The sequence below is a fragment of the Sphingomonas sp. STIS6.2 genome (genome assembly GCF_000732685.2).
GTDB lineage: Bacteria > Pseudomonadota > Alphaproteobacteria > Sphingomonadales > Sphingomonadaceae > Sphingomonas > Sphingomonas aerolata.
This window is the reverse complement of sequence record NZ_JPDP02000160.1, coordinates 26382-51060: the sequence shown is the minus strand read 5'-3', so window position 1 is coordinate 51060 and position 24679 is coordinate 26382. Positions and strand designations below refer to the sequence as shown.

Annotated in this window: 25 protein-coding genes and 1 other RNA gene; 19 read left to right on the top strand and 7 right to left on the bottom strand. The window is 66.2% G+C overall.

The window, feature by feature from the left end; translation table 11 throughout:
- Positions 1-118: 118 nt before the first annotated feature.
- From era to lepB, 3 genes are all read right to left on the bottom strand, one after another.
- Positions 119-1036 carry a GTPase Era gene (era, locus tag sphst_RS18345; RefSeq protein WP_031395173.1) on the bottom strand — a complete coding sequence of 306 codons (918 nt, stop codon included), beginning with the start codon at positions 1034-1036 and terminating at the stop codon, positions 119-121.
- Between the two features lie 231 nt (positions 1037-1267).
- Positions 1268-1990, bottom strand: a complete 723-nt coding sequence (rnc, locus tag sphst_RS18340; RefSeq protein WP_081877668.1) for a ribonuclease III — start codon at positions 1988-1990, stop codon at positions 1268-1270.
- Positions 1927-2736: a signal peptidase I gene (gene lepB, locus sphst_RS18335; protein WP_031395171.1), complete on the bottom strand. Its 810-nt coding sequence runs from the start codon at positions 2734-2736 to the stop codon at positions 1927-1929. The genes rnc and lepB overlap by 64 nt, the downstream gene beginning before the upstream one ends.
- Before the next feature lie 167 nt (positions 2737-2903).
- Between lepB and pgi the strand changes: the two genes are divergently transcribed.
- The 3 genes from pgi (at position 2904) to gorA (ending at position 6336) form a co-directional block, all read left to right on the top strand.
- Positions 2904-4394 (top strand): glucose-6-phosphate isomerase, encoded by a 1491-nt coding sequence (pgi, locus tag sphst_RS18330; RefSeq protein WP_031395170.1) that lies wholly within the window; start codon positions 2904-2906, stop codon positions 4392-4394.
- 109 nt (positions 4395-4503) lie between these two features.
- Positions 4504-4881, top strand: coding sequence for a DUF4174 domain-containing protein (locus sphst_RS18325; RefSeq protein ID WP_031395169.1), 378 nt, complete (start codon positions 4504-4506; stop codon positions 4879-4881).
- 99 nt (positions 4882-4980) lie between these two features.
- Positions 4981-6336: a glutathione-disulfide reductase gene (gene gorA / locus sphst_RS18320; RefSeq protein ID WP_107045966.1), complete on the top strand. Its 1356-nt coding sequence runs from the start codon at positions 4981-4983 to the stop codon at positions 6334-6336.
- Positions 6337-6339: 3 nt separating this feature from the next.
- On the opposite strand, the gene sphst_RS18315 is transcribed toward gorA, so the two are convergent.
- A complete protein-coding gene (locus tag sphst_RS18315; RefSeq protein WP_107045965.1) occupies positions 6340-7122 on the bottom strand; it encodes a crotonase/enoyl-CoA hydratase family protein in 783 nt (260 codons plus the stop codon).
- A gap of 98 nt (positions 7123-7220) precedes the next feature.
- Between sphst_RS18315 and sphst_RS18310 the strand changes: the two genes are divergently transcribed.
- Positions 7221-7643 (top strand): PaaI family thioesterase, encoded by a 423-nt coding sequence (locus sphst_RS18310; protein WP_031440034.1) that lies wholly within the window; start codon positions 7221-7223, stop codon positions 7641-7643.
- Entirely contained in the window at positions 7637-8038 is a 402-nt protein-coding gene (locus tag sphst_RS18305; RefSeq protein ID WP_056405287.1) for a PaaI family thioesterase, read from the top strand. Before sphst_RS18310 ends, sphst_RS18305 begins: the two co-directional genes overlap by 7 nt.
- 37 nt (positions 8039-8075) lie before the next feature.
- Here sphst_RS18305 and sphst_RS18300 read toward each other — a convergent pair whose 3' ends face one another.
- A complete protein-coding gene (locus tag sphst_RS18300; RefSeq protein WP_031392995.1) occupies positions 8076-9200 on the bottom strand; it encodes a PQQ-dependent sugar dehydrogenase in 1125 nt (374 codons plus the stop codon).
- Between the two features lie 179 nt (positions 9201-9379).
- Here sphst_RS18300 and rimP point away from each other — a divergent pair, with 179 nt between their 5' ends.
- From rimP to sphst_RS18245, 11 genes are all read left to right on the top strand, one after another.
- A complete protein-coding gene (gene rimP, locus sphst_RS18295) occupies positions 9380-9973 on the top strand; it encodes a ribosome maturation protein RimP (protein WP_031392996.1) in 594 nt (197 codons plus the stop codon).
- Positions 9973-11712: a transcription termination factor NusA gene (nusA, locus tag sphst_RS18290; RefSeq protein ID WP_081877399.1), complete on the top strand. Its 1740-nt coding sequence runs from the start codon at positions 9973-9975 to the stop codon at positions 11710-11712. Before rimP ends, nusA begins: the two co-directional genes overlap by 1 nt.
- A complete protein-coding gene (locus sphst_RS18285) occupies positions 11712-11951 on the top strand; it encodes a tautomerase family protein (protein WP_031392998.1) in 240 nt (79 codons plus the stop codon). The genes nusA and sphst_RS18285 overlap by 1 nt, the downstream gene beginning before the upstream one ends.
- A gap of 136 nt (positions 11952-12087) precedes the next feature.
- Entirely contained in the window at positions 12088-12846 is a 759-nt protein-coding gene (locus sphst_RS18280) for a DUF448 domain-containing protein (protein WP_031392999.1), read from the top strand.
- Positions 12843-15692 (top strand): translation initiation factor IF-2, encoded by a 2850-nt coding sequence (gene infB / locus sphst_RS18275; RefSeq protein ID WP_107045964.1) that lies wholly within the window; start codon positions 12843-12845, stop codon positions 15690-15692. The genes sphst_RS18280 and infB overlap by 4 nt, the downstream gene beginning before the upstream one ends.
- A 117-nt stretch (positions 15693-15809) precedes the next feature.
- Complete coding sequence (gene rbfA, locus sphst_RS18270; protein ID WP_031396110.1) at positions 15810-16199, top strand: 30S ribosome-binding factor RbfA; 390 nt, start codon at positions 15810-15812, stop codon at positions 16197-16199.
- A gap of 33 nt (positions 16200-16232) precedes the next feature.
- Complete coding sequence (locus sphst_RS18265; protein WP_107045963.1) at positions 16233-16808, top strand: thymidine kinase; 576 nt, start codon at positions 16233-16235, stop codon at positions 16806-16808.
- Positions 16809-16940: 132 nt separating this feature from the next.
- A complete protein-coding gene (gene truB, locus sphst_RS18260; RefSeq protein ID WP_107045962.1) occupies positions 16941-17849 on the top strand; it encodes a tRNA pseudouridine(55) synthase TruB in 909 nt (302 codons plus the stop codon).
- A gap of 20 nt (positions 17850-17869) precedes the next feature.
- Positions 17870-18139, top strand: coding sequence for a 30S ribosomal protein S15 (gene rpsO / locus sphst_RS18255; protein ID WP_031394369.1), 270 nt, complete (start codon positions 17870-17872; stop codon positions 18137-18139).
- Positions 18140-18333: 194 nt separating this feature from the next.
- Complete coding sequence (pnp, locus tag sphst_RS18250; RefSeq protein ID WP_107045961.1) at positions 18334-20754, top strand: polyribonucleotide nucleotidyltransferase; 2421 nt, start codon at positions 18334-18336, stop codon at positions 20752-20754.
- Positions 20755-20968: 214 nt separating this feature from the next.
- Positions 20969-21685 (top strand): hypothetical protein, encoded by a 717-nt coding sequence (locus sphst_RS18245; protein ID WP_031394857.1) that lies wholly within the window; start codon positions 20969-20971, stop codon positions 21683-21685.
- A 67-nt stretch (positions 21686-21752) separates the two neighbouring features.
- Here the strand turns inward: sphst_RS18245 and ssrA are convergent.
- Positions 21753-22108: a transfer-messenger RNA gene (gene ssrA, locus sphst_RS18240) on the bottom strand.
- A 60-nt stretch (positions 22109-22168) separates the two neighbouring features.
- On the opposite strand from ssrA, the gene sphst_RS18235 reads away from it, so the two are divergent.
- Entirely contained in the window at positions 22169-22600 is a 432-nt protein-coding gene (locus tag sphst_RS18235) for an RrF2 family transcriptional regulator (protein ID WP_031394858.1), read from the top strand.
- A 35-nt stretch (positions 22601-22635) separates the two neighbouring features.
- Here sphst_RS18235 and mscL read toward each other — a convergent pair whose 3' ends face one another.
- Positions 22636-23106 carry a large conductance mechanosensitive channel protein MscL gene (mscL, locus tag sphst_RS18230; RefSeq protein WP_031394859.1) on the bottom strand — a complete coding sequence of 157 codons (471 nt, stop codon included), beginning with the start codon at positions 23104-23106 and terminating at the stop codon, positions 22636-22638.
- A 104-nt stretch (positions 23107-23210) separates the two neighbouring features.
- Between mscL and sphst_RS18225 the strand changes: the two genes are divergently transcribed.
- Both sphst_RS18225 and sphst_RS18220 read left to right on the top strand, forming a co-directional pair.
- Entirely contained in the window at positions 23211-23810 is a 600-nt protein-coding gene (locus sphst_RS18225; RefSeq protein ID WP_031394860.1) for a LemA family protein, read from the top strand.
- Positions 23811-23826: 16 nt separating this feature from the next.
- Positions 23827-24678, top strand: coding sequence for a TPM domain-containing protein (locus sphst_RS18220; protein WP_107045960.1), 852 nt, complete (start codon positions 23827-23829; stop codon positions 24676-24678).
- Position 24679 lies beyond the last annotated feature (1 nt).

Sequence of the window (24679 nt, the reverse complement as noted above, 5' to 3'; positions counted from 1 at the left end):
CCCCGGCGGAGGCCGGGGCCCAGTTGGGAAGGCCCGAGTAACGGAGCGCTGTCCGTCGTGACCATCGTCCCCCAACTGGGCCCCGGGCTTCGCCGGGGTGGAGCGTGGTGGTCGCGGGTCAGTCGACCCAGTCTAGCCCGATATCGCGGTACACTTCCCGGTCTTCGTCCCAGCCCGGCTTCACCTTGACGTGCAGATACAGATGCACCGGCTTGCCCGTGATCGAGGCGAGCTCGATCCGTGAGCGCGCGCCGATTTCCTTGATCCGCACGCCGCCCTTGCCGAGCACGATCGCGCGCTGCGTCGGGCGTTCGACGAGGATCTGCTGGTGGATTTCCAGCGACCCGTCCTGGCGCTCGATATACTGCTCGGTCTCGATCGTGCTCGCATAGGGGAGCTCGGCGTGGAGCTGGAGATAGAGCTGCTCGCGCGTGACCTCGGACGCCAGCGCGCGCTCGGTCGAGTCGGACACCTGGTCTTCGGGATAATGCCACGGACCTTCGGGCATCGCCTTGGCGAGCTGCGTCTTGAAGTGCGCAAGGCCGTCGCCGGTCCCCGCGCTGATGAAGAACGTCTCGGCAAATGGAAGCAGTGCGTTCAGCTTTTCTGCGTGGATCAGCAGCTTGGTCTTGTCGGCGAGATCGACCTTGTTGAGGATCAGCCAGATCGGCTCAGGTCGACCGACCAGCGACTCGACGATCGTCGTGACCTTGCCGCCGATCCCGCCCTTGGCGTCGACCACCAGCGCGATGATGTCCGAGCCCTCAGCGCCGCCCCAGGCGGCGGCGACCATCGCGCGGTCGAACCGGCGCTTGGGCTCGAAGATGCCGGGGGTGTCGACGAGCAGGATCTGGGTGTCGCCCTCAATCGCGACGCCCATCAGCTTGGCGCGCGTAGTCTGCGCCTTGGGGCTGACGATCGCGACCTTCTGGCCGACGAGCGCGTTGACGAGCGTCGACTTGCCTGCGTTCGGGGCGCCGACGATGGCGACTAGGCCGCAATGCTTTGGATCGGGCTTGGTATTCGTTTCAGTCACATATGCTCTTTTCGAACTGGTGTTGCGGACACCTGTACAGCGAAAACGGCTGTTCGTCATCGCGTCGCGACAAGGCAGTTTGGTTCACGCGGAGCCGCGGAGGCGCGGAGATGATGTGGATGGGGATCGCGCCCGCTTCGATCATACGCCGCCGATTATCTCGGAGTCGTTCGGAGCGAGATCGGAGTTCCACTCGCTGCCGCCTCCGCGGCTCCGCGTGAACCATTCTTGTCAGCCCAGCTTCTCCAGCAGCGCCTTGGCCGCTGCGGTTTCGGCTTCCTGTTTGCTCGATCCCATGGCGGTCGCTTCGGCGAGCTTGCCGATCGAGACGAGGATCGTGAATTTGGGGGCGTGTCCGGGGCCGGAGCGTTCGACGACTGTGTATTCGGGGGGCTTGCGGTTATGCGCGGCCGCCCATTCCTGAAGCGCGGACTTGGGGTGCTGCGGCGCCTTGGCGCCGGCCTGGACGCGGTCACCCCATGCGCCGCGGACGAACGCACGTGCGGCGTCGAGCCCGGCCTCCTGGTACCAGGCGCCGATCAGTGCCTCCATCACGTCGCCCAGCACATTGTCGCTGTCGCTGGCGCCGTCGTCGCGCGCCTGCTTGCCGAGCTTCAGATGCGCGCGCACTCCGAGCTCACGCGCCACCTCGGCGCAGACCGGGCCCGTGACGAGCGCGTTCAGGCGTTTCGAGAGCGACCCTTCAGGATCAGTCGCGAACAGTTCGTACAACCATTCGGCGACGATTAGCCCCAGGACGCGGTCGCCGAGGAATTCCAGCCGCTCGTAATTCGCCTTCGCCTGGCTGCCATGCGTCAGTGCGCGCTCATAGGGTGCCAGATCGCGCGGCCGGCGACCGAATACGCCCGCCAGCCAGTCGCCGAGATCGCTCAAAAGCCTTCCCCGATCCGCTCCCAGCGCGCGGCGCTGACCCAGGTCCAGGGTTTCAGCCATTCGGCATTACCGTCGGTCGAGAAGAAGCTGACGACCGCCTTGCCCTCGACATTCTCGAGCGGGACATAGCCCATCCCGCTTGGTGCGGGGAACCGGCTGTCACCGCTGTCGTCGCGGTTGTCGCCCATCACGAAGATATGGCCGGCGGGCACTGTATAGACACCCGTGTCGTCGCGATCGGGCAGCTGCGCCTGGTCGAGCACGGAATAGCTGCGGCCGCCGGGCAGCGTCTCGCGGTAGCGCGGATAGCGACAGATCTGGACGCCGTCGGCGACGTCGACGAACGGCGCGCCGCATTTCTCCGCATCGAAATTGGCGGTCAGCGGGATCGTGAAGTCGGCGATCCGCGCCTTGGGGATCGCGGTGCCGTTCAGGTACAGCGTCCCCTGCCGCATCTGGACGGTCTCGCCGGGCAGGCCGATCACGCGCTTGATGACGTCGTGATCGAGCACTTCGGGGGCGCGGAAGACAACGACGTCGCCGCGCGTCGGCGTGCTGCCGAAGATCCGTCCGGGGATCAACGGCACGCCACCCGGCAGCGACCAGCGCGAATAGCCGTAGCTCCACTTCGACACGAACAGATAATCGCCGATCAGCAGCCGGGGCAGCATCGATTCGGACGGAATGCTGAACGGCGCGAAGATGAAGCTGCGCAGGATCAATACGACCACCGCCAGCTTCAGCAGGAAGCGGAACGTCTCTGCGGTTTCGGATCGGGCCGGTTTGGTCTTCGCGTCTTTTGCCATGGCCGCGGGTTTGCTCAACCGGCGCGCGCCGTCAAGCATATGCAGCATCCGCCATGTCCGGAGACGATCCGGACACCCCCGGAGACCCAATCGCCTCCCGGGACGTTATGGTGTTCTTGCTCGCGTCGCCGTATCGGTGCGCACGAATTCCAAATCGGAGACTTTGCATGACCGCCGACTGGTCCAAACTCGAAGCCCTGCCCGCCGCCAAACTCACCGACCTGTTCGCCGCCGACTCTGAGCGGTTGTCCAAGCTGAGCCTCGACGTCGCAGGCATCCACTTCGACTGGTCGAAGACGCACCTGACCACGGACATGGTCAGCGCGTTCGAGGAGATGGCCAAGGCGCAGGACCTGTCGGGCAAGCGCCAGGCGATGTTCGCGGGCGAGATCGTCAACGTCACCGAAGGCCGCGCGGTCGAGCACACCGCCGAGCGCGGCGAGGGCAAGCCCGAGAGCGTCGCGATCGCACAGGCCAGCCACTCGCGGATGCGCACGCTGATCGACGCGATCGAGGCGGATGCGCTCGGTCCCGTGCGGCATATCCTGCATGTCGGCATCGGCGGGTCCGCGCTGGGGCCGCAATTGCTGGTCGACTCGCTCGGGCGCGACGACAAGCGTTATGATGTCGGGATCGTCGCCAATGTCGACGGCGTCGCGCTGGAAGACGTGTTCGAACGCTTCGATCCGGCCGCGACGTTGCTGGTGGTCGCGTCGAAGACCTTCACCACAACCGAAACGCTGATGAACGCCGAAGCGGTGCTTCAGTGGATGAACGAGCATAATGTCGAGGATCCGTACGGCCGCGTGATCGCGCTGACCGCGGCGCCCGAAAAGGCGATGGAATGGGGCGTCGACGAGACGCGGATCCTGCCGTTCGCCGAGAGCGTCGGCGGGCGCTACTCGCTCTGGTCGACAATCGGTTTTCCGGCCGCGATCGCGCTCGGCTGGGATCGGTTCGAGGAGCTGCTCGAGGGGGCGGCCGAGATGGACCGCCATTTCCGCCTCGCCGCGTTGCACGAGAATGCGCCGGCGCTCGCCGCGTTCGCCGACCTCTATTACACGCAGATCCGCCATGCCGAGACGCGCGCGACCTTCGCCTATGACGAGCGGTTGCGGCTGCTGCCGAGCTATCTCCAGCAGCTGGAGATGGAGTCGAACGGCAAGTCGGTGACCGCGGATGGCCAGCCGCTCGGGCGGCCGTCGGCGGCGATCACCTGGGGTGGTGTCGGCACCGAGGCGCAGCATGCGGTGTTTCAGTTGCTCCACCAGGGCACGCATCTGGTGCCGGTCGAGTTCGTCGCGTCGATCGAGGCGGGCGATACGCTGCCCGAGGAGCATCACAAGGCGCTGTTGCTCAACGCCTTTGCCCAGGGTGCCGCGTTGATGGCGGGCAAGCAGGTCGAGGATCCGGCGCGCAGCTATTCGGGCGACCGGCCGTCGTCGACGTTGCTGCTCGACGATCTCGACGCGCGCACGCTCGGCGCGCTGATCGCGTTCTACGAGCACCGCGTGTTCGTGAACGGCGTGCTGCTGGGGATCAACTCGTTCGACCAGTTCGGGGTCGAGCTGGGCAAGGAAATGGCGAAGGCCGCGGAGAAGGGCGGGCAGACGTTCGATCCTTCGACCGACGATTTGATCAAGCGCGCCTTCGGGTGATTTTTGGGGTGGGCGTGCGCCGAGTGCGCCCCACCCCACTCCGCCTCCCCGGCCTTCGCCGGGGTGGTATTTGGGAGGACCGTGCGCGCGCCTCGAGCGTTACCGCGCTATGCCCATCCTCCTCGCCGTAGCGCTCGCCGCCTCTCCCACCCTCGCGCAGATGCGCTGGGATCGCCGCGTGTTGATCGTTGCGGCCCCCGCCCCGCAGGACCCGGAACTCGCCGAGCAGCGCCGCATCCTCGACAATTGGACTGCGAAACGCGACGAGCGCGACCTCGCTGTCGTCGAAATCGTCGGCGATCAGGTTCGCGGCGCCGGCGACACCGCCCCCGCGCTGCGCCGCAAGTTCCGCCTTCCCGGGACCTTCACCGCGATCCTCATCGGCAAAGATGGCGGTGAGAAACTGCGCAGCGCACACCCCTTCCCCGCCGCCCTGCTGGAGCGGACGATCGACGCGATGCCGATGCGCAGGGCGGGTCGGCGATAGAGCCAGCCGATCACCCTGATCGCCGCACCGGTCTTGTCCGCGCATCCCCCCTGCCCCAGATGGCATCCAAAGCCGCAGCGCGACGTACAAGGATAGCCCGTGACCGATACCCAATTCGACTATGACCTCTTCGTCATCGGCGCCGGCTCGGGCGGCACGCGTGCATCGCGCGTTGCCGCCGCGCATGGCGCGCGCGTCGCGGTTGCCGAGGAATATCGCGTCGGCGGCACCTGCGTCATCCGCGGCTGCGTGCCCAAGAAGCTGCTGATCTACGGCGCGCATTTCGCCGAGGACCTGAAGGACGCCAAGCGCTTCGGCTGGCAGGTGCCCGACGATTGCGCGTTCAGCTGGCCGACGCTGCGCGACAACGTGATGGAGGAGGTCGACCGGATCAACGGCGCCTACACCCAGACGCTCGAGAACAACCATGTCGACATCATCCACCAACGCGCGGTCGTCTCGGGCCCCAACGAAGTCACACTTGCCGACGGCAGCAAGAAGACCGCGGCGAAAATCCTGATCGCGGTCGGCGCGCACCCGCTGGTGCCGGACTGCCCCGGTGCCGAGCACGGCATCACCTCGAACGAGGTGTTCCATCTCGACGACGTGCCGAAGCGCGTGCTGATCGCGGGCGCTGGCTATATCGCCAATGAATTCGCCGGCATCTTCCATCAGTTCGGATCGCACGTCACGCTGATCAACCGGACCGACGTGATCCTGCGCGGCTATGACGAATCGATCCGCGACCGGCTGCTCCAGATCTCGATGAGCAAGGGCATCGACTTCCGCTTCAACGCGGCGTTCCAGGGGATCGACAAGGGCGAGGACGGTTGCCTGACCGTGCATACCAGCGGACACGAGCCGATCGTCGTCGATCTCGTCCTGTTCGCGACCGGGCGCCTGCCGAACACCAAGGGCCTCGGGCTCGAGACGGCCGGGGTCGAACTCGACGCGGCGGGCGCGGTGGTGGTCGATGACGACAACAAGTCGAGCTGCGACAGCATCTTCGCGGTCGGTGACGTCACCAACCGTATCCAGCTGACCCCGGTCGCGATCCGCGAGGGGCAGGCGTTCGCCGACACCTTCTTCGGCAACAAGCCGACCCGCGTCGACTACGCCAACGTCCCCGCCGCGGTGTTCAGCCACCCGCCAATGGCCGGCGTCGGCATGACCGAATCGCAGGCCAAGCAGGCACTGGGCTCGGTGAAGGTCTACACTTCGGACTTCCGGCCGATGAAGAACGTACTGGCGGGGCGCAACGAGCGCTCGCTCTACAAGATGATCTGCGACGGCGAGACCGACCGCGTCGTCGGCATTCACATGATCGGCCCCGACTGCCCCGAGATCCTCCAGTCCGCCGCGGTGGCGGTGAAGGCGGGGCTCAGCAAGGCCGATTTCGACGCGACTGTCGCGCTGCACCCGACGATGGCGGAAGAGCTCGTCCTGATGAAGTAGCGCCTAGTCGACGAACACCGCCGCGCGTTTTTCGAGATTGGCTTGGACCTGTTCGATCTGATTGGGCTTGCGCAGTACCTGCCCCTGCGCGTCGCTTTCGGCGCGCAGGATCGCCGCGGCGTCGGCATCCGCGGCTATGCCATAGAGTGCCTTCGAGCCCCGGATCGCCTGCGGATTCTTCGCGGCGATCTCGCGGGCCATCGTCATCGCGGCGGCGCGGGGATCCTCGTCCAGCCGCGTGACGAAGCCGTGGTGCAGCGCCTCCGCCCCGTCGAACTCCCGCGCGGTATAGGTCAGCTCACGCAGCACGTCGTCGCGCGCCAGCGTCCGCCAGAGCGCTATCCCCGCCATGTCGGGTACCAGCCCCCAATGCGTCTCGCGGATCGCGAACCGCGCCTGCGGATGGGCGATGCGGATGTCGGCGCCCGACATGATCTGGAACCCGCCACCGAACGCGACGCCGTGGACCGCAGCGATCACCGGCATCGGCAACGTCCGCCAGCCCCAGGCGACCTGCTGCACCAGATTCGCATCGCCATACGTCCGATCGTCGAGCGACAGGCCCGACCCGCCGCCCGCCATCGACGCCATGTCGAGCCCGGCGCAGAACGCACGACCCTCGCCCGACAGCACGACGACGCGCACCTCGGCCATCCCCGCCAGCCGGTCGATCGCTGCGGCGATCCCCTCGAACATCGCGGGGTCGATCGCGTTCATCTTGTCCGCGCGGTTGAGGCGGACATCGGCGATCCCGTCCGCGACGGCGATGGTGACCCGGTCGTTCATGGCGATCCTCTCTCCTGATCTCGTTGCGCCCGATGCTAGCCCCGCCCCGCATGTGCGGCAATGTTGCGTGGCGGTCGCTGGCGTGTAGAGGTCGGGGCATGGATGGCTTCGACGCAGAGCGGTTTACACGACACGGGTTCGGCGGGCACGGCGCCGCGCTCGGGATGCGCTATCATGCGCATGGCGCGGACTGGGCGGAGCTCGCGCTGCCCTATGACGAAAAGCTGATCGGCGATCCGGCCAGCGGCGTGATCGCGTCGGGGCCGATCATCACGATGATGGACATGGCCGCCAGCATCGCGATCTGGATCCGCCGCGCGGCGTTCGTGCCGCATGCGACACTCGACCTGCGCGTCGATTATCTGCGCCCGGCGACGCCCGGCAAGACGGTAATCGGGCGCGGCGAATGCTACCGGATCACCCGGTCGATCGCGTTCGTCCGCGGCCAGGCGCATGACGGCGATCCCGCCGATCCGCTTGCGCATGTCGCGGGCACGTTCATGGTGCTCGGGTCATGGTGAGCACGCTGCCACCCTATGCCGCAACGCTGGGCGTCGAGATCGAACGCGACGCGGAGGGTCGGCCGGTGCTGCTGATGCCGTTCGGCGACGACGTGATCGGCCGCCCCGGGTTCCTCCACGGCGGCGCGATATCGGGGCTGCTCGAGGTCGCGGCGATCGCGGCGCTCTACCATGCGATCGAGACCGAGGGGCCTGACGACGCCAGCGTGCGGATCAAGCCGGTGACCGTCACCGTCGATTTCATGCGGGGCGGCCGCGACAAGCCGACGCGCGCGGCGGGCGTGGTCACCCGGCTCGGCACGCGCGTTGCCAATGTCGAGGCGACCGCGTGGCAGGACGACCGCGACAAGCCGATCGCGGCCGCGAGGATGAATTACCTGATCGTCCGCGACTGACCCCGCCCCCCGCCCGCGGGCGGGGGGCGGCACAGCCTTACCGCGCCGTCAGCTTGATCAGCCGTCCCTGCGATTCGCCACCGTCCTCCAGCACCCAGATGGCGCCGTCGGGGCCCTGTTCCACCTCGCGGATACGCGCGCCCATGTCCCACTGGTCGCCCTTGGCGGCATTGGTGCCGTTCAGGTCGACGCGGACGAGTGATTTCGACGACAGCCCGCCGATGAACGCATCACCCTTCCACTGCGGGAACATGCTGCCCGAATAGATCATCAGCCCGCCCGGCGAGATCACCGGATTCCACGACACCTTGGGCGCCGCATAGCCGTCGCCGGGCTTGTGGTCGGGAATGTCGCGCCCGTCATAATGGCTGCCGTTCGACGCGTTGGGCCAGCCGTAATTCTGCCCGGGCGTGATCAGATTGACCTCGTCGCCGCCCTTCGGCCCCATCTCCTGTTCCCAGAGATTGCCCTGCGCGTCGAATGCGATACCAAGCAGGTTGCGGTGGCCATAGCTCCAGATCTCGGGTGCAAAGCCCTTGGCCGCGAGCGGATTGCCGGGCGCGGGCTTGCCGTCGAGCGTCAGGCGAAGGACCTTGCCAAGCGTGACCTTGGGATCCTGCGCCGGGGTAAATTTCTGGCGGTCGCCATTGGTGAAGAATAGATATTTGCCGTCGGGCGAAAACGCGATGCGGCCTGAATAGTGACCATTGCCCTCGACGAACGGCCGCGCGTTGAAGATCACTTCGATCTCGCCGAGCCGCTCGCCCCCACCACCGTCGGGCCGCAACCGACCCCGCGCGAGAACCACGCCCTTGCCGCCAGCACCCGCCGACGAATAGCTGAAATACACGCGGTTGCTCGTCGCGAAGTCGGGCGCGAGGACGACGTCCATCAACCCGCCCTGCCCTGCCGAATCGACGGTGATCGTCGCGACCGTCTGGCGCTGTTTTCCATCGGCCGAGACGAGCAGCATGCCGCCGGCCTTCTCCGTCACCAGCATCCGCCCGTCGGGCAGTACCGTCATCGCCCAGGGCGACTCGAAATCGGCGACGACCGTTTCGCTGAACGGCTTTTCCCCCGCCGCGGGCTGTGCGGAACAGGCAGCGGCGGCGAGCAAAGTGGCGGATATCAGGCCGGTGGCGGCCAATGTGCGACGGATCATGATCTTCTCCCGGAAATCCCTGCGCCAACGCGGCGTGACGAACGAAGGTTGCTCCCGCTTGCGAAGCGTTGCCATCGCGGGTATGGAGATCCTACTTTCTCTACATCGCCAGATGAAGAGGCTGCGGGGTTCGCTCCGCGGCGCTGATCACCTGTGCTTTGGCCCTGTTTGGAATTGCGATGGCGAATATCGCCCTGTTGACCGAATTGATCGAACCCGAAGCCAAGGCGCTCGGGCTCAGCCTCGTGCGCGTGCGCATGCAGGGCGGCAAGTCCGATCCGACGCTGCAGGTGATGGCCGAGCGGCCCGACACCCGCCAGCTGGTGATCGAGGATTGCGCGGAACTGTCGCGCCGCATCTCGGACAAGTTCGACGCGCTCGAGGCCGAGGGCAAGGACCCGGTCGGCGAGGAGGCCTATCGTCTCGAGGTATCGAGCCCCGGTATCGATCGCCCGCTGACCCGGCTCCAGGACTTTGCCGACTGGGAAGGCCAGGAGGCGCGTATCCGCCTCGTCGAGCCGTTCGAGGATCGCAAGCAGATCTCGGGCAACCTGATGGGCGTCGAGGGGACCAAGATCACCGTCGACGTGAACAAGCACAAGATCATGACGATCGACTTCGCCCAGGTCGCCGACGCCAAGCTCGTCATGACCGACCGACTCATCGCCGCGACCGCGCCGCTTTCGACCGAAGGCGCGGACGAGGTTTTCTATCAAGATACGTCCGATGAGCCTGATGCTCGCGGCGTCGAGACCGAAGAAGGACAGCATTGATGGCCACGGCAGTCACCGCAAACCGCGCGGAACTGATCGCGATCGCGAATTCGGTCGCGTCGGAGAAGATGATCGACAAGGCGATCGTGATCGAGGCGATGGAGGACGCGATCCAGCGCGCCGCCCGTTCGCGCTACGGCGCCGAGAACGACATCCGCGCCAAGCTCGACCCGAACACCGGCGATCTGCGCTTGTGGCGCGTCGTCGAAGTGGTCGAAGCGGTCGATGACTATTTCAAGCAGGTCGACGTCAAGGGCGCGCAGAAGCTCCAGAAGGACGCGGCGCTCGGTGACTTCATCGTCGATCCGCTGCCCCCGATCGAGTTCGGCCGCATCGCCGCCCAGGCCGCCAAGCAGGTCATCTTCCAGAAGGTCCGCGACGCCGAGCGCGAGCGCCAGTTCGAAGAGTATAAGGACCGCGCAGGCGAGATCATCACCGGCGTCGTCAAACGCGTCGAGTTCGGCCATGTCGTCGTCGACCTGGGCCGTGCGGAAGGCGTCATCCGCCGCGACGCGCAGATCCCGCGCGAAGTGGTGCGCGTCAACGACCGCATCCGCTCGCTGATCCTGAACGTCCGCCGCGAGAACCGCGGGCCCCAGATCTTCCTCAGCCGCGCGCACCCCGACTTCATGAAGAAGCTGTTCGCGCAGGAAGTCCCCGAAATCTACGACGGCATCATCGAGATCAAGGCTGCGGCCCGCGATCCCGGTTCGCGTGCGAAGATCGGCGTCATCAGCCATGATTCGTCGATCGATCCGGTCGGCGCGTGCGTCGGCATGAAGGGCAGCCGCGTGCAGGCCGTCGTGCAGGAAATGCAGGGCGAGAAGATCGACATCATCCCCTGGTCGCCCGATATCGCGACCTTCGTCGTCAACGCACTGCAGCCGGCCTCGGTCAGCCGCGTCGTGATCGACGAAGAGGAAGAGCGCATCGAGGTCGTCGTTCCCGATGACCAGCTGTCGCTGGCGATCGGCCGTCGTGGCCAGAACGTCCGCCTCGCGTCGCAGCTGACCGGCAAGGCGATCGACATCCTCACCGAGGCCGATGCGTCCGAGAAGCGCCAGAAGGACTTTGTCGAGCGTTCGGCAATGTTCGAGAAGGAGCTCGACGTCGACGAGACGCTTGCACAGCTGCTGGTCGCCGAAGGGTTCACCAGCCTCGAGGAGGTCGCCTATGTCGAGGTCGAGGAGATCGCCGGCATCGAGGGCTTCGACGAGGACCTGGCGGGCGAGTTGCAGAACCGCGCGACCGAGGCGCTCGAGCGTCGCGACGCGGCCAGCCGCGAAGAGCGTACCGCGCTCGGCGTGGAGGACGCGCTTATCGACATGCCGTATCTGAACGAGGCGATGCTCGTCACGCTCGGCAAGGCGGGCATCAAGACGCTGGACGATCTCGCGGATCTTGCGACCGACGAGCTCGTCGAGAAGAAGCGCGCCGAACCGCGCCGCCGCAACGACGACGCGCCCAAGCGTCCCGAGCCCAAGGGCGGGATTCTCGCGGAATATGGTCTGAGCGACGAGCAGGGGAACGAGATCATCATGGCCGCGCGCGCGCACTGGTTCGAGGACGAGGCCCCCGAGGCTGACGCCGTCGAGGCGGACGAGGCTCCGGTGGAAGAGGCCTCGGCCGAGGACACTGCGGCTGAGGACACTGCGGCTGAGGACACTGCGGCGGATGACGTCTCGGCGGATGACGCCGCGGACACGACCGACGCGAAGAGCGAGGACGACAAGGCCTGATGCCGTTCGTCAGCATCCGCATTTCGGGGTCCGCCACCAAGGACCAGAAGGCCGGCATCGTCGCCGACGTCACCCAGTCGCTCGTCGAGCGGCTGGGCAAGAACCCGGCTGCGGTGCAGATCGTGATCGAAGAGGTGTCGACCGAGAATTACGGCGCGGGCGGCCAGCTGCTGGTCGACCGCGACGCCCCGAAGACGACTCCGGCGCAGGAGGACGCACATGCGGAACCCTCCCGATGAGGCGCTAGGCGCTACCGACGACCTTCCTTCCTCCCTTCCCGCAAGTGGGAAGGGACCGAGGGGTGGGCGCCCGGCTTCGGCCAAGGGCGATGGCGGCAATGGGGGAAAGCGCGTGCCCACCCCTGGCTCTTCCCGCATGCGGGAGGGGGACGAAGACTCGCCCGTGCGCAAGTGCATCCTGTCCGGCGAGCGTGACGTGCGGCCGCATCTCGTGCGACTCGCGCTTGCGCCCGACGGGCAGATTCATCCCGACGTGCGCGCCAAGGCGCCCGGGCGCGGTGCGTGGATCGGCGTCACCCGCGTCGAGCTCGAGGCTGCGATCAAGAAGGGCAAGCTGAAAGGCGCGCTCGCGCATGCGTTCAAGACCGGCGAGTTCGCGATTCCCCCCGAACTGCCCGCGCAGATCGAAGCCGCGCTTGAGCGCAACGCACTCGACCGTCTCGGCCTCGAATCGCGCTCGGGCACCGTGCTGATCGGTTCGGACCGGATCGAGCAGAATGCGCGCCAGGGCAAGTTGAAGGCGCTGTATCATGCGTCCGACGCGGCCGAGGACGGCAACCGCAAGCTCGACCAAGCGTGGCGCATCGGCAACGATGTCGAAGGCTCGGGCCTGCGGGGGTTGGCACTGCCTGCGTCACGTACCATATTGGCATTGGCGCTGGGGCGGGAGAATGTGGTACACATTGGCCTGACTGACCGCGCTGCAGCAAAGCGGGTGAGCGAAGCGCTCGACCGTTGGCTGCATTTTATCGGCCCCGAACCTTCTCCCGTGTCTTGCGAAACGGCCTCGCAGGGCGCATCGGCGTCTCAACAAAACGGGACGTCACCCATAACAGGGGCGTCCGGATCGACCGGACACAGCCCGGCCGTGGACATGACTGAGGAATTTGAGTGAGCGACACGGACAACGAGAAGCCGAAACTTGGCATGCGCGCACCTTTGGGTGTGAAGCGCACGGTCGAGACCGGCCAGGTGAAGCAGAGCTTCAGCCACGGCCGATCGAATACGGTGATCGTGGAAACCAAGCGTGCGCGCGTCCTGCGCCGTCCGGGCGAGCCCGACGGTCCGGTCGCCGATGCGCCGGTTGCCGCGCCCGCGCCGGTTGCGGCCCCCGCACCGGCTCCGCAGGCGCGTGCGCCGCAGCCCGCCCCCGCACCGGTACGCCAGCAGGCACCGAGCAACCTGTCGCCGCAGGAGCGGCAGGCCAAGCTTCTCCGCGAGGCGGAAGAGCAGCGGATGAACACGCTCGAAGAGGGGCGTCGTCGCCAGGAAGCCGAGCGCGCCAAGGCCGCCGAGGACGAGCGCAACCGCATCGCCGAACGCGCGCGTGCCGAGGCGGAAGCCAAGGCTGCACCTGCGCCGAAGCCCGTCGAGGCGCCTGCGCCCGCACCTGCACCGGCACCCGTCGTCGAAGCAGCGCCGGTCGTAGCGCCGACGCCTGCGGCCGCGCCGGTTGAAGCCCCCGTTGCGGCGGCCCCTGCCCCCGTTGCGGCCCCGGCACCCGCGCCGACCCAGGCGCCAGCACCGGTGGCGGCACCAGCACCGGCCCCCAAGCCGGCGCCCGCGCCCGTCGCACCGCCGGCCCCGCCGCCGATTCTCGAATTGTCGCGCGATCCGTCGATGCCGGCACCACGCCGGTTCTCGCCGGTTGCCCGTCCCGAGCGTCCTCCGCCGCCGCCGAAGCCCGTCCCGGCACCTGCACCTGCAGCGCCGGCGACGACGGCCAATGCCGGCACGACCGCAGCGCGCCCTGGTGCAACCGGTGCCAACGCGCCGGCCGGCGGCGTCCGTCGCGACGCACCCCCAGCCCGGCCGCAGCAGCGTGACCGCAAGGGCGACGATCGTCGCACCTCGGGCAAGCTGACCGTCAACCGCGCCCTCGGCGATGGGGATGGCGCCCGCGCCCGCTCGCTCGCCGCACTCAAGCGTGCGCGTGAGAAGGAGCGTCGTGGGACCGGTGGTCCGCGCGAGCCGCAGGCAAAACAGGTCCGCGACGTGGTCGTCCCCGAGGCGATCACCGTGCAGGAACTCGCCATCCGTATGGCCGAGAAGGGTGCAGACCTCGTCAAGGCTCTGTTCAAGATGGGCATGCCCGTCACGATGACGCAGACGATCGACCAGGATACGGCCGAACTGCTCGTCACCGAATTCGGTCACAACCTGACGCGGGTCAGCGATGTCGACCAGGATCTGGCGAACGACACGATTGACGATGCCGAGGAGACTCTGCGTCCGCGTGCCCCGGTCGTCACGATCATGGGTCACGTCGATCACGGCAAGACGTCGTTGCTCGATGCCCTGCGCGGCACCGACGTGGTGCGCGGCGAAGCGGGGGGCATCACCCAGCATATCGGCGCGTATCAGGTCACGCTGAAGGACAAGTCGAAGATCACCTTCCTCGACACGCCGGGCCATGAGGCGTTCACGCAGATGCGTGCGCGCGGTGCGGATGTCACCGACATCGTCATCCTGGTGGTGGCGGCGGACGACGGCCTCATGCCGCAGACGGTGGAGGCGATCGCCCACACCAAGGCGGCGGGCGTGCCGATGATCGTCGCGATCAACAAGATCGACAAGGAGGGCGCCAATGCCCAGAAGGTGCGCGAGCGCCTGCTGAGCGAGGAGATCGTGGTCGAGGACATGGGCGGCGACGTCCAGGACGTCGAAGTCTCCGCGACCAAGAAGATCGGTCTCGACACGTTGATCGAGAAGATCCAGCTCCAGGCCGAACTGCTTGAACTGCGCGCCAATCCGGATCGTGCGGCCGAGGGTACGGTGATCGAGGCCAAGCTCGACAAGGGTCGTGGCCCGGTCGCGACGATCCTCGTCAATCGTGGTACGCTCAAGGTCGGCGACATCTTCGTCGTCGGCGGCGAGAGCGGCAAGGTCCGTGCGCTGGTCGACGACAAGGGCAAGCAGATCAAGGAAGCGGGTCCGGCGATGCCGGTCGAGGTCCTCGGTCTGTCGGGCGTGCCGTCGGCGGGCGATCCGTTCCAGGTGGTCGAGAACGAGGCACGGGCCCGCGAAGTCGCGGAATATCGTCGCAGCGTGAAGACCGACAAGCGGACCGCATCGGTTCCGGCCAGCCTCGAGAGCATGTTCTCGGCGCTGAAGGAAAAGCAGGCAATCGAATATCCGCTGGTCGTGAAGGCGGATACGCAGGGCACGGTCGAGGCAATCGTCGGGGCGATCAACAAGATCTCCACCGATCTGATCAAGGCGCGCGTGCTGAGCTCGGGCGTCGGTGGCATCACCGAATCGGACGTCACGTTGGCGGCGGCATCGGGTGCACCGATCATCGGCTTCAACGTTCGTCCGAACGCCAAGGCCCGCGAGATCGCCGAGCGCCAGAAGGTCGCGTTCAAATATTATGACGTGATCTACGACCTGATCGACGAGATCCGGGCGGGCATGGCCGGCGAGCTTGGGCCGGAAGCGTTCGAGACGGTCGTCGGTCGTGCCGATATCCGCGAGGTCTTCTCGGCGGGCAAGCATGGCAAGGCGGCGGGTCTGCTCGTCACCGAGGGCAATATCCGCAAGGCGCTCAAGGCACGTATCACGCGCAACGACGTCATCATCTACCAGGGCGAAATCGCATCGCTGCGTCGCTTCAAGGATGATGTCGCCGAAGTCCGTGCCGGGCTGGAGTGTGGCGTGACGTTCACGTCGAACTTCGTCGACATCAAGGCCGGCGACGTCCTCGAGACGTTCGAAGTCGAGATGCGCGACCGCACGCTGTAATACTGAAACCCTCTCCCCCTCGGGGAGAGGGTTGGGTGAGGGGCAGTACCGGGCGGTAACGCCTGCGGCCGCCCCTCATCCCCACCCTCTCCCCGGAGGGGCGAGGGAGTTAGAAGAATGAAGACCGATACCCCAGAGATCAAAACCGTCCGCGCGCTGCGCGTGGGCGAGCAGGCGCGTCACGCGCTCAGCGACATCCTCGCGCGCGGCGACGTGCATGATCCGGTGCTCGAAAAGCACCTCGTCACGATCACCGAGGTGCGCATGTCCCCCGACCTGCGTCACGCCACCGTCTTCGTGAAACCGCTGCTCGGCAAGGACGAGGAAAAGGTGCTGAAGGCGCTGCGGACGAACACCGCCTATCTCCAGCGCGAAGTCGCGACCCGCGTGCAGACGCGCTATGCCGCCAAGCTGAAATTCGTCGCCGACGAGAGCTTCGACGAGGGCACGCACATCGACACACTGCTGCGCGATCCGCATATCGCGCGTGACCTGTCCGAGGATTGACGCCGCCGCGCGACGCGTCTTTGGGTTGAGCCGATGGCCAAGCTGTATTTCTATTATGCGTCGATGAACGCGGGCAAGTCGACCAACCTGCTCCAGGCGGACTTTAACTACCGCGAGCGCGGGATGCGGACGATGCTGTTCACCGCCGCGATCGATGACCGCTTTGCGGCGGGCACGATCACGTCGCGGATCGGGCTGGAGGCACCGGCGATCGCGTTCGACGCGGAGACCGATATCGGAGCCTGCATCGCCCGGCAGCACGCCGAGGATGCTATCTCCTGCGTGCTGGTGGACGAGGCACAGTTCCTGACTGCGCCTCAGGTCGACCAGCTCGCGCAGATCTGCGACGTGGTCGGCATCCCGGTGCTCGCCTACGGCTTGCGGACCGATTTCCAGGGCGCGCTGTTCCCCGGCTCGGCGCGGCTGCTGGCGCTGGCCGACTCGCTGGTCGAGATCAAGTCGGTGTGCATGTGCGGGCGCAAGGCGACGATGAACCTGCGCGTCGACGCGAACGGCCGCGCGATCGCCGAGGGGCAGCAGACCGAGATCGGCGGCAACGACCGCTATGTCGCGCTATGCCGACGGCATTTCACCGAGGCTCTGGGCTGAACCCTGGCCTTCCCATTATCCCTACCCGTTCGTGCTGAGCAAAGTCGAAGCACTTCTGCCTCATGTCCTTCGACTTCGCTCAGGACGAACGGGAGGGCCGGACGAGCCCCCGATATTCAAGGATCCTACGACATGCATGGCTGGATCATTCTCGACAAGCCGCTGGGCTTGGGCTCGACGCAGGGCGTGTCCGCGGTGAAGCGCGCGTTGCGCAACGGCGGCTATGGCAAGTTCAAGGTCGGCCACGGCGGCACGCTCGATCCGCTCGCGACCGGCGTGCTGCCGATTGCGGTCGGCGAGGCGACCAAGCTTGCCGGGCGGATGCTCGACAGCGACAAGATCTATGATTTCACCATCATGTTCGGGGTCCAGACCGACACGCTCGACGCCGAGGGCGTGAGCATCGCCACCTCCGACGTGCGCCCGACGATGGCAGCGGTCGAGGCGGTGCTGGCGCAGTTCACCGGCCCGATCGCGCAGGTGCCCCCCGCCTATTCCGCACTCAAGATTGATGGCGAGCGCGCCTACGACCTCGCCCGCGCCGGGCAGGACGTGGTGCTCGCCAGCCGGAACGTGACGATCCACACGCTCACCACCCACCCCACCCGTCTTTTGGATGACGAGGTCGGGGAGGAACTGGAGGCAGTCACCCTCACCGCGCACGTCTCCAAAGGCACCTATATCCGCTCCCTCGCACGCGACATCGCGCTGGCGCTCGGAACCGTCGGCCACGTCACCATGCTGCGGCGCGTCAAGGCCGGTCCGTTCGACCTCTTATCGGCGATATCGCTGGACAAACTGGACGAACTCGCTAAGGCCTCCGCGCTTGAAGATGTACTACTGCCCTTGAGGGTGGCGCTGGACGACATCCCGGCTCTCTCCCTCACCCCCGACCAGGCAGGGGCGCTCCGACAGGGGCGTATCTTGGCCGGGATCGCCGCAGACGATGGCCAATACTTCGCCGAGCTGGACGCTGTCCCGGTCGCGCTGGTCGAGGTCGAGGACGGAGACGTCCGGGTCGTTCGCGGTTTCAATCTGTGATGTCGAAGGACTGAGAATTCATGACGATTACCGCTGAACGCAAGACCGAGCTGGTCAAGATCCACGCACGCCAGGACGGCGACACGGGTTCGCCCGAAGTCCAGGTCGCGATCCTGACCGAGCGGATCAAGAACCTGACCGAGCACTTCAAGGGCCACAAGAAGGACAACCACTCGCGTCGTGGTCTCCTGATGATGGTCAACAAGCGCCGGTCGCTGCTGGACTATCTCCGTCACAAGGACGGCCAGCGCTATCTGGATCTGATCGCGAAGCTCGGTCTCCGCAAGTAAAACGAACGGCTCCCTTCGGGGGGCCGTTTTTGTATATACGACTTTGATTCCGCGCCATCGCGCGCGGAGGCAAACGCCAGGACGCAATTCGGTGGACTGGCAAGGAGCGACAACTCGCTCCACACCGCCGCGAGCCGGCTTAGCTCGCACATAGGCCCCGGTCGGCATCTGGCCGCCGGAGTGAAGGAAACGAAATGTTCGATACCAAAACCGTAAGCGCCCAGTGGGGCGGCAAGACGCTGACGCTCGAGACCGGCCGCGTGGCCCGTCAGGCAAACGGCGCCGTGCTCGCCACCCTCGGCGAGACCGTCGTTCTGTGCGCCGTCACGGCTGCACGGACCGTCAAGGAAGGGCAGGATTTCTTCCCGCTCACCGTCCATTACCAGGAGAAGTTCTCCGCAAGCGGCCGCATTCCCGGTGGCTTCTTCAAGCGTGAGCGCGGCGCGACCGAAAAGGAGACGCTGACCAGCCGTCTTATCGATCGCCCGATCCGTCCCCTCTTCCCAGAGGGTTTCTACAACGAGATCAACGTGATCTGCCAGGTTCTGTCGTATGACGGCGAGAACGAGCCGGACATCCTCGCGATGGTCGCGGCATCGGCGGCGCTGACGATCTCGGGCGTGCCGTTCATGGGTCCGATCGGCGCAGCACGCGTCGGCTATGTCGATGGCGCCTACATCCTCAACCCGACGCTCGACGAAGCCAAGGCGGGTGACCTCGACCTCGTCGTCGCCGCCACCGGCCAGGCCGTGATGATGGTCGAGTCGGAAGCCAAGGAGCTTTCGGAAGAGATCATGCTCGGCGCGGTCCAGTTCGCGCACAAGGCATGCCGCGAAGCCGCCAACCTGATCATCGATCTGGCCGAGCAGGCTGCCAAGGATCCTTGGGAAATGGCCGAGCAGGCCGACCTGTCGACCGCCAAGGACAAGCTGAAGAAGCTGATCGGCAAGGACATTGCGGCCGCCTACAAGGTGACCGACAAGTCCAAGCGTTCGGACCTGCTGAACGCCGCACGCGCAAAGGGCAAGACCGCCTTTGCCGATGCGACCCCGCAGGACCAGATGGCTGCCGGCAAGCTGATGAAGAAGCTGGAGGCGGAGATCGTCCGCGGCGCCATCCTCAAGGACGGCACCCGCATCGACGGCCGCACCACCACGCAGATCCGTCCGATCGAGGCGATGGTCCACTTCCTGCCGCGTACGCACGGCTCGGCCCTGTTCACGCGCGGCGAGACTCAGTCGATCTGCACCACCACGCTCGGCACGCGCGACGCAGAGCAGATGATCGACGGCCTCAACGGCCTGTCGTACGAAAACTTCATGCTCCACTACAACTTCCCGCCCTACTCGGTCGGTGAAGTCGGTCGCTTCGGTGCGCCGGGTCGTCGCGAAGTTGGCCACGGCAAGCTTGCCTGGCGCGCGCTGCACCCGGTGCTGCCGTCGAAGGAAGAGTTCCCGTACACGATCCGCGTTCTGTCGGACATCACCGAGTCGAACGGCTCGTCGTCGATGGCGACGGTCTGCGGCGGTTCGCTGTCGATGATGGATGCGGGCGTTCCGCTCAAGCGTCCCGTCTCCGGCATCGCGATGGGCCTGATCCTCGAGGGCAAGAACTTCGCGGTTCTGTCGGACATCCTGGGCGACGAGGATCACCTCGGCGACATGGACTTCAAGGTCGCCGGCACGTCCGAGGGCATCACCACGATGCAGATGGACATCAAGATCGCCGGCATCACCGAAGAGATCATGGGCAAGGCGCTGGCACAGGCCAAGGAAGGCCGTGCGCACATCCTGGGCGAAATGGCCAAGGCGCTCGACCACACGCGTGAGGAGCTGTCGGCACACGCACCGCGTATCGAGACCTTCACGATCGAGAAGTCGAAGATCCGTGAAGTCATCGGCACCGGCGGCAAGGTGATCCGCGAGATCGTGGCGCAGACCGGCGCCAAGGTCGACATCGACGACGAGGGCGTGATCAAGGTGTCGTCGTCCGACCCTGCGCAGATCGAAGCCGCGATCAAGTGGATCAAGGGCCTGGTCGAGGAAGCCGAAGTCGGCAAGGTCTATGACGGCAAGGTCGTCAACCTGGTGGACTTCGGTGCGTTCGTGAACTTCATGGGTGGCAAGGACGGTCTCGTCCACGTGTCCGAAATCAAGAACGAGCGCGTCGAGAAGGTCTCGGACGCGCTGAGCGAAGGCCAGGAAGTCAAGGTCAAGGTCCTCGAGATCGATCCGCGCGGCAAGGTTCGCCTGTCGATGCGCGTCGTCGACCAGACGACCGGCGAAGAGCTGGAGGACACGCGTCCTGCCCGTGAGCCGCGCGAAGGCGGTGACCGTGGTCCGCGCGGTCCGCGTCGCGATGGCGATGGTGGTCGTGATGCCGGTAACAACGGTGGCGGTCGTGGCCCGCGCGGCGAAGGCGGCGGCGGTGATCGTGGTCCCCGTGGCCCGCGTCGTGACGGCGATGGCGGTCGTGATGGCGGCAACGGCGGTGGCCGTGGCCCGCGTCGCGACGGCGGTGGCCAGGGCGGCGAGCGCGCTCCCCGCACCGAGCGCTCGGACGGCGACAAGGCCCCCGAGTTCGCTCCGGCGTTCCTGACGGGCGATCGCGACTAAGCGAGCTTGCCGACTGGCAACTAGCGAAAGGGGATCCGGGCAACCGGGTCCCCTTTTTCGTGGTAATCGCGATTGCGGAAGCCAGAGGCGCGATGCCGCGGGATCCGCGTTCTACAATTTGTACGAGAATGACGGCCGGACACGTTGCTATCGGCTTGCGGGGTCCAGCCTGCATGCGCATTCTCGGCCAAGGCAGCAGAGATGCGGGGGCATCATGGCAACCTTGGCGACCAGCGTGTCGGCGATCACCGCCGAGCGGCGTTTCTATCTCATGCTGGCTGCGATCATCGCGGTCACCGTCTTCGCAGGGTTCGGGCTGGACCTGCAGCGGACGGACTGGAATATCGTCGGGCTTCCCGCCCAGGTCCATCTGCACGCTGCCGTTTTCTTCGGCTGGATCATCCTCTACGTCGCGCAGAACTGGCTGGTCGACCGGGGATCGATCGCGATGCACCGGCGACTGGGCGTCGCGACCGCATGTCTGGTCCCGGTCATGGTCGTGGTGGGCGTCGCGACGACGGTCATGGCCGTCCGGCTAAACCGCGTCCCGCCCTTCTTCACGCCGGGCCTTTTCCTCGCGCTCGATCTTCAGATCATCGGCTTTGCGATCCTGGCGGGCTGGGCGATCCAGTTGAGACACCGGTCCGACTGGCACAAGCGCCTGATGCTGTGCGCGACGATTCTGATCATGTCGCCGGCGCTGGGGCGCATTCTGCCGATGCCGCTCATGGGCCCGTCCGGCACATGGGCGATATTCGTCGCCACCATGGTCTATCTGGGGGCTGCGATGCTGTTCGATGCGCAACTGCGCGGGCGGGTGCACCTAGCCTATTGGTGGGGCGCGGGAATGCTGACCCTCGTCCAGCTGCTGATCGGCATCGTCGGGTTCAGCCCGCGGCTCGACAAGCTGGTCGCGCAACTTGCCGCCTAACGGCGGGCACGCGCTTGAGTAGAATTTGAGTGGGGAGCTTCTGTTGCTCGGTGCCCCCCGTACCGCCGGTTTCCACTTCTGTTGCCCGGTGTGGCCCGAACCGCGCTTTCGTCCGTATAACTTAGGTCGTTAGACCGTCAGTTATGCGGCAATTGCGAGTGCTTCGTTATCGTTGGCACTTGTGTATGGGCCGTTGCGGTGGTCCCATTCCGAGCGAAACATAGCGTCGTTGAACACACGTCGATCCTAGTTCGACCCCGTCATCGTCCCCCTCTTGCGAAGAGGGCGGTGGTGGAGTCGCCGGGTACTGCCCCCGGGTCCGCTGTGTCTATGACACGCCACGGTTTATCGCCATAGTCACCAGGAGAGAATTCCCCCGATGACGCTTGTGATATAGAGCGGCGGTCGGCCGATTAAAAGCCTGTGATTTTGCCCTTTGCGGCCTTTCGCTCGCCACAAACCGCGTGCATAGAAATCTGTATTATGTTGACGCAGCGCTCTCGCTACGCGCTTCGCGCGATGATCTTCCTTGGCGGCGCCCCGGTCGGTGGTCCACCGATCCCGATGACCCGCATCGCGGCCGAGGCTAATGTCCCGCGCAAGTTTCTCGAGCTGATCCTTGCGGACCTGCGCGAGTCCGGCTTGCTGCACAGCCATCGCGGCAAGATGGGCGGCTATCGCCTGTCGCGCCCCAGCCACCTGATCTCGCTCGGCGAGATCATCCGGATTATCGAGGGCCCGCTCGCGCTGGTGCCCTGCGTCAGCCGCACGGCCTATCGGCCCTGCCTCGACTGCAAGAGCGAGGCGGACTGCGCGATCCGCTTTGCGATGATGCGCGTCCGCGACGAGACTGCGCGGATCCTCGACGGCACGAGCCTGGCGGATGCCAACGCCGAGGATCTGGCCGCAGCCTGATCTCCCCCTCCCCCCGTGGGAGAGGGGCAGGACGGTCAGCCGCGTGCCTTGAGCTCGTCACGGATCTCCCGCAGCAGCGCGATCTCGACCGGCTCGGGCGCCGGCGCGACCGGAGTCGCTTCTTCCTCACGCTTGAGCCGCGCGGTTTCACGCTCGATCAGCGCCGCCGCGCGGTTCACGACGCGCAGGATCATGAAGATGATGAAGGCGACGATCACGAAGTTGACGAGCTGCGTCGCGAACGCGCCATAGCCGAGCAACGGCACCCCCGCCTTCTTCAGCGCCGCATAGTCGCTGAGCGAACCGGCATAGTTTGCAGGGACAGGCCCCATCCGCCAGAAATAGCTCGAAAAGTCGAGCCCGCCGAAAATCTTGCCGATCACCGGCATCAGCACGTCGTCGGTCAGCGAGGTGACGATCTTGCTGAACGCCGCCCCGATGATCACCGCAATAGCCAGATCGAGCACGTTGCCGCGCATGATGAACGCTTTGAATTCCTTGAGCATTTGCGCCCCCTTTTCCAGTCCCCCGCACGCTAGCCATCGATTTCGGTTTCGCCAAGCCGGTCCGCTGTCCTATGGGGGTGATACAGACCAGCAGGAGAGCCCCGATGTCGTCCTATGCCCAGATTCTTCGCGGATCCGCCGTCGTTGCGCTCGCGGCGACGCTTGGCGGCTGCGGGATCAACAGCATCCCGACCGCCGAGGAAAATGTGAAGGCGCGCTGGGCCGATGTGCAGAACGACTATCAGCGCCGCGCCGACCTGATCCCCAACCTCGTCGCGACGGTCAAGGCGGCCGGCGCGCAGGAAAAGAGCATCCTGGTCGAGGTGACGCAGGCGCGCGCCGCGGCGAGCACGGTGCAGGTCTCTGGCGACGACCTGACCGACCCTGCGAAGATCGAGCAGTTCTCGCGCGTCCAGGGTGCTGTCGGGCTGTCGCTGCAGCGACTGCAGGAGGCCTATCCCGAGCTGAAGAGCCAGGCCAATTACACCACGCTGATGAGCCAGCTCGAAGGCACCGAGAACCGCATCACGATCGCACGGCGCGACTATAACGGCGCGGTCCAGGCCTATAACACCAAGATCCGCACCTTCCCCGACGCGGTCGGCGCGAAGATCTTCTATGGCGCAAAGCCGATGGTGCCGTTTGCCGCGACCACGCCGGGGGCCGAGACGGCACCGACGGTGAACTTCGGCAACGCGAGCTGATCGCGGGGCCGGCGGCATGATCCGCGTCCTCGCGGCGCTCCTCTTCGCGGTGCTGCTCGGCAGCGGCACCGCAGGCGCCCAGACCTTTCCGAAATTCACCGGCTTCGTCGTCGACGCGGCAAACGTGATCCCGCCCGAGCAGGAGGCTGCGCTCACCAAACGACTCGACGATCTCCAACAAGCGACCGGCAACCAGCTGGTCGTCGCGACCATCGCCGATCTGCAGGGCTATCCGATCGAGGATTATGGCTATCGCCTGCTGCGGAACTGGGGGGTCGGGCTGAAGGACGCCAATAACGGCGCGATCCTGCTCGTCGCGCCGAACGACCGCAAGTTACGGATCGAGGTCGGCTATGGGCTGGAACCGGTCCTGACCGACGCGTTTTCGAGCGTCGTGATCAACCAGCAGATCCTGCCGCGCTTCAAGGCCGGGGACATGACCGGCGGTATCGTCGCGGGCACGAATGCGGTCGCGGACCAGCTCGCTTTGCCCGACGCCGAGGCCCGCGCGAAGGTCGGCGCGGCGGCGGCGGAATATGACAAGACGCATCGCCGCGCGCCGTCCGGCAACGGTGGCGGCGTGCCGATCGGGTTGATCATCTTCGGGATCGTGGCCGCCGCGATCGTCATTCCGATGATCTCGCGGCGTGCCGGTGGCACCCGCTATTCAAGCGGTGGCGGCGGCAACGGGACACTGCCGATCGTGCTGTGGAGCATCGCCAACGAGATGTCACGGCGCGGCGGCGGCGGCGGTAGCAGCTGGGGCGGCGGTGGCGGCGACAGCGGCGGCGGCGGCTGGATGGGCGGCGGTTTTGGCGGCGGCGGCGGCGGCTCTGCCGGCGGTGGCGGCGCATCGGGGAGTTGGTGAC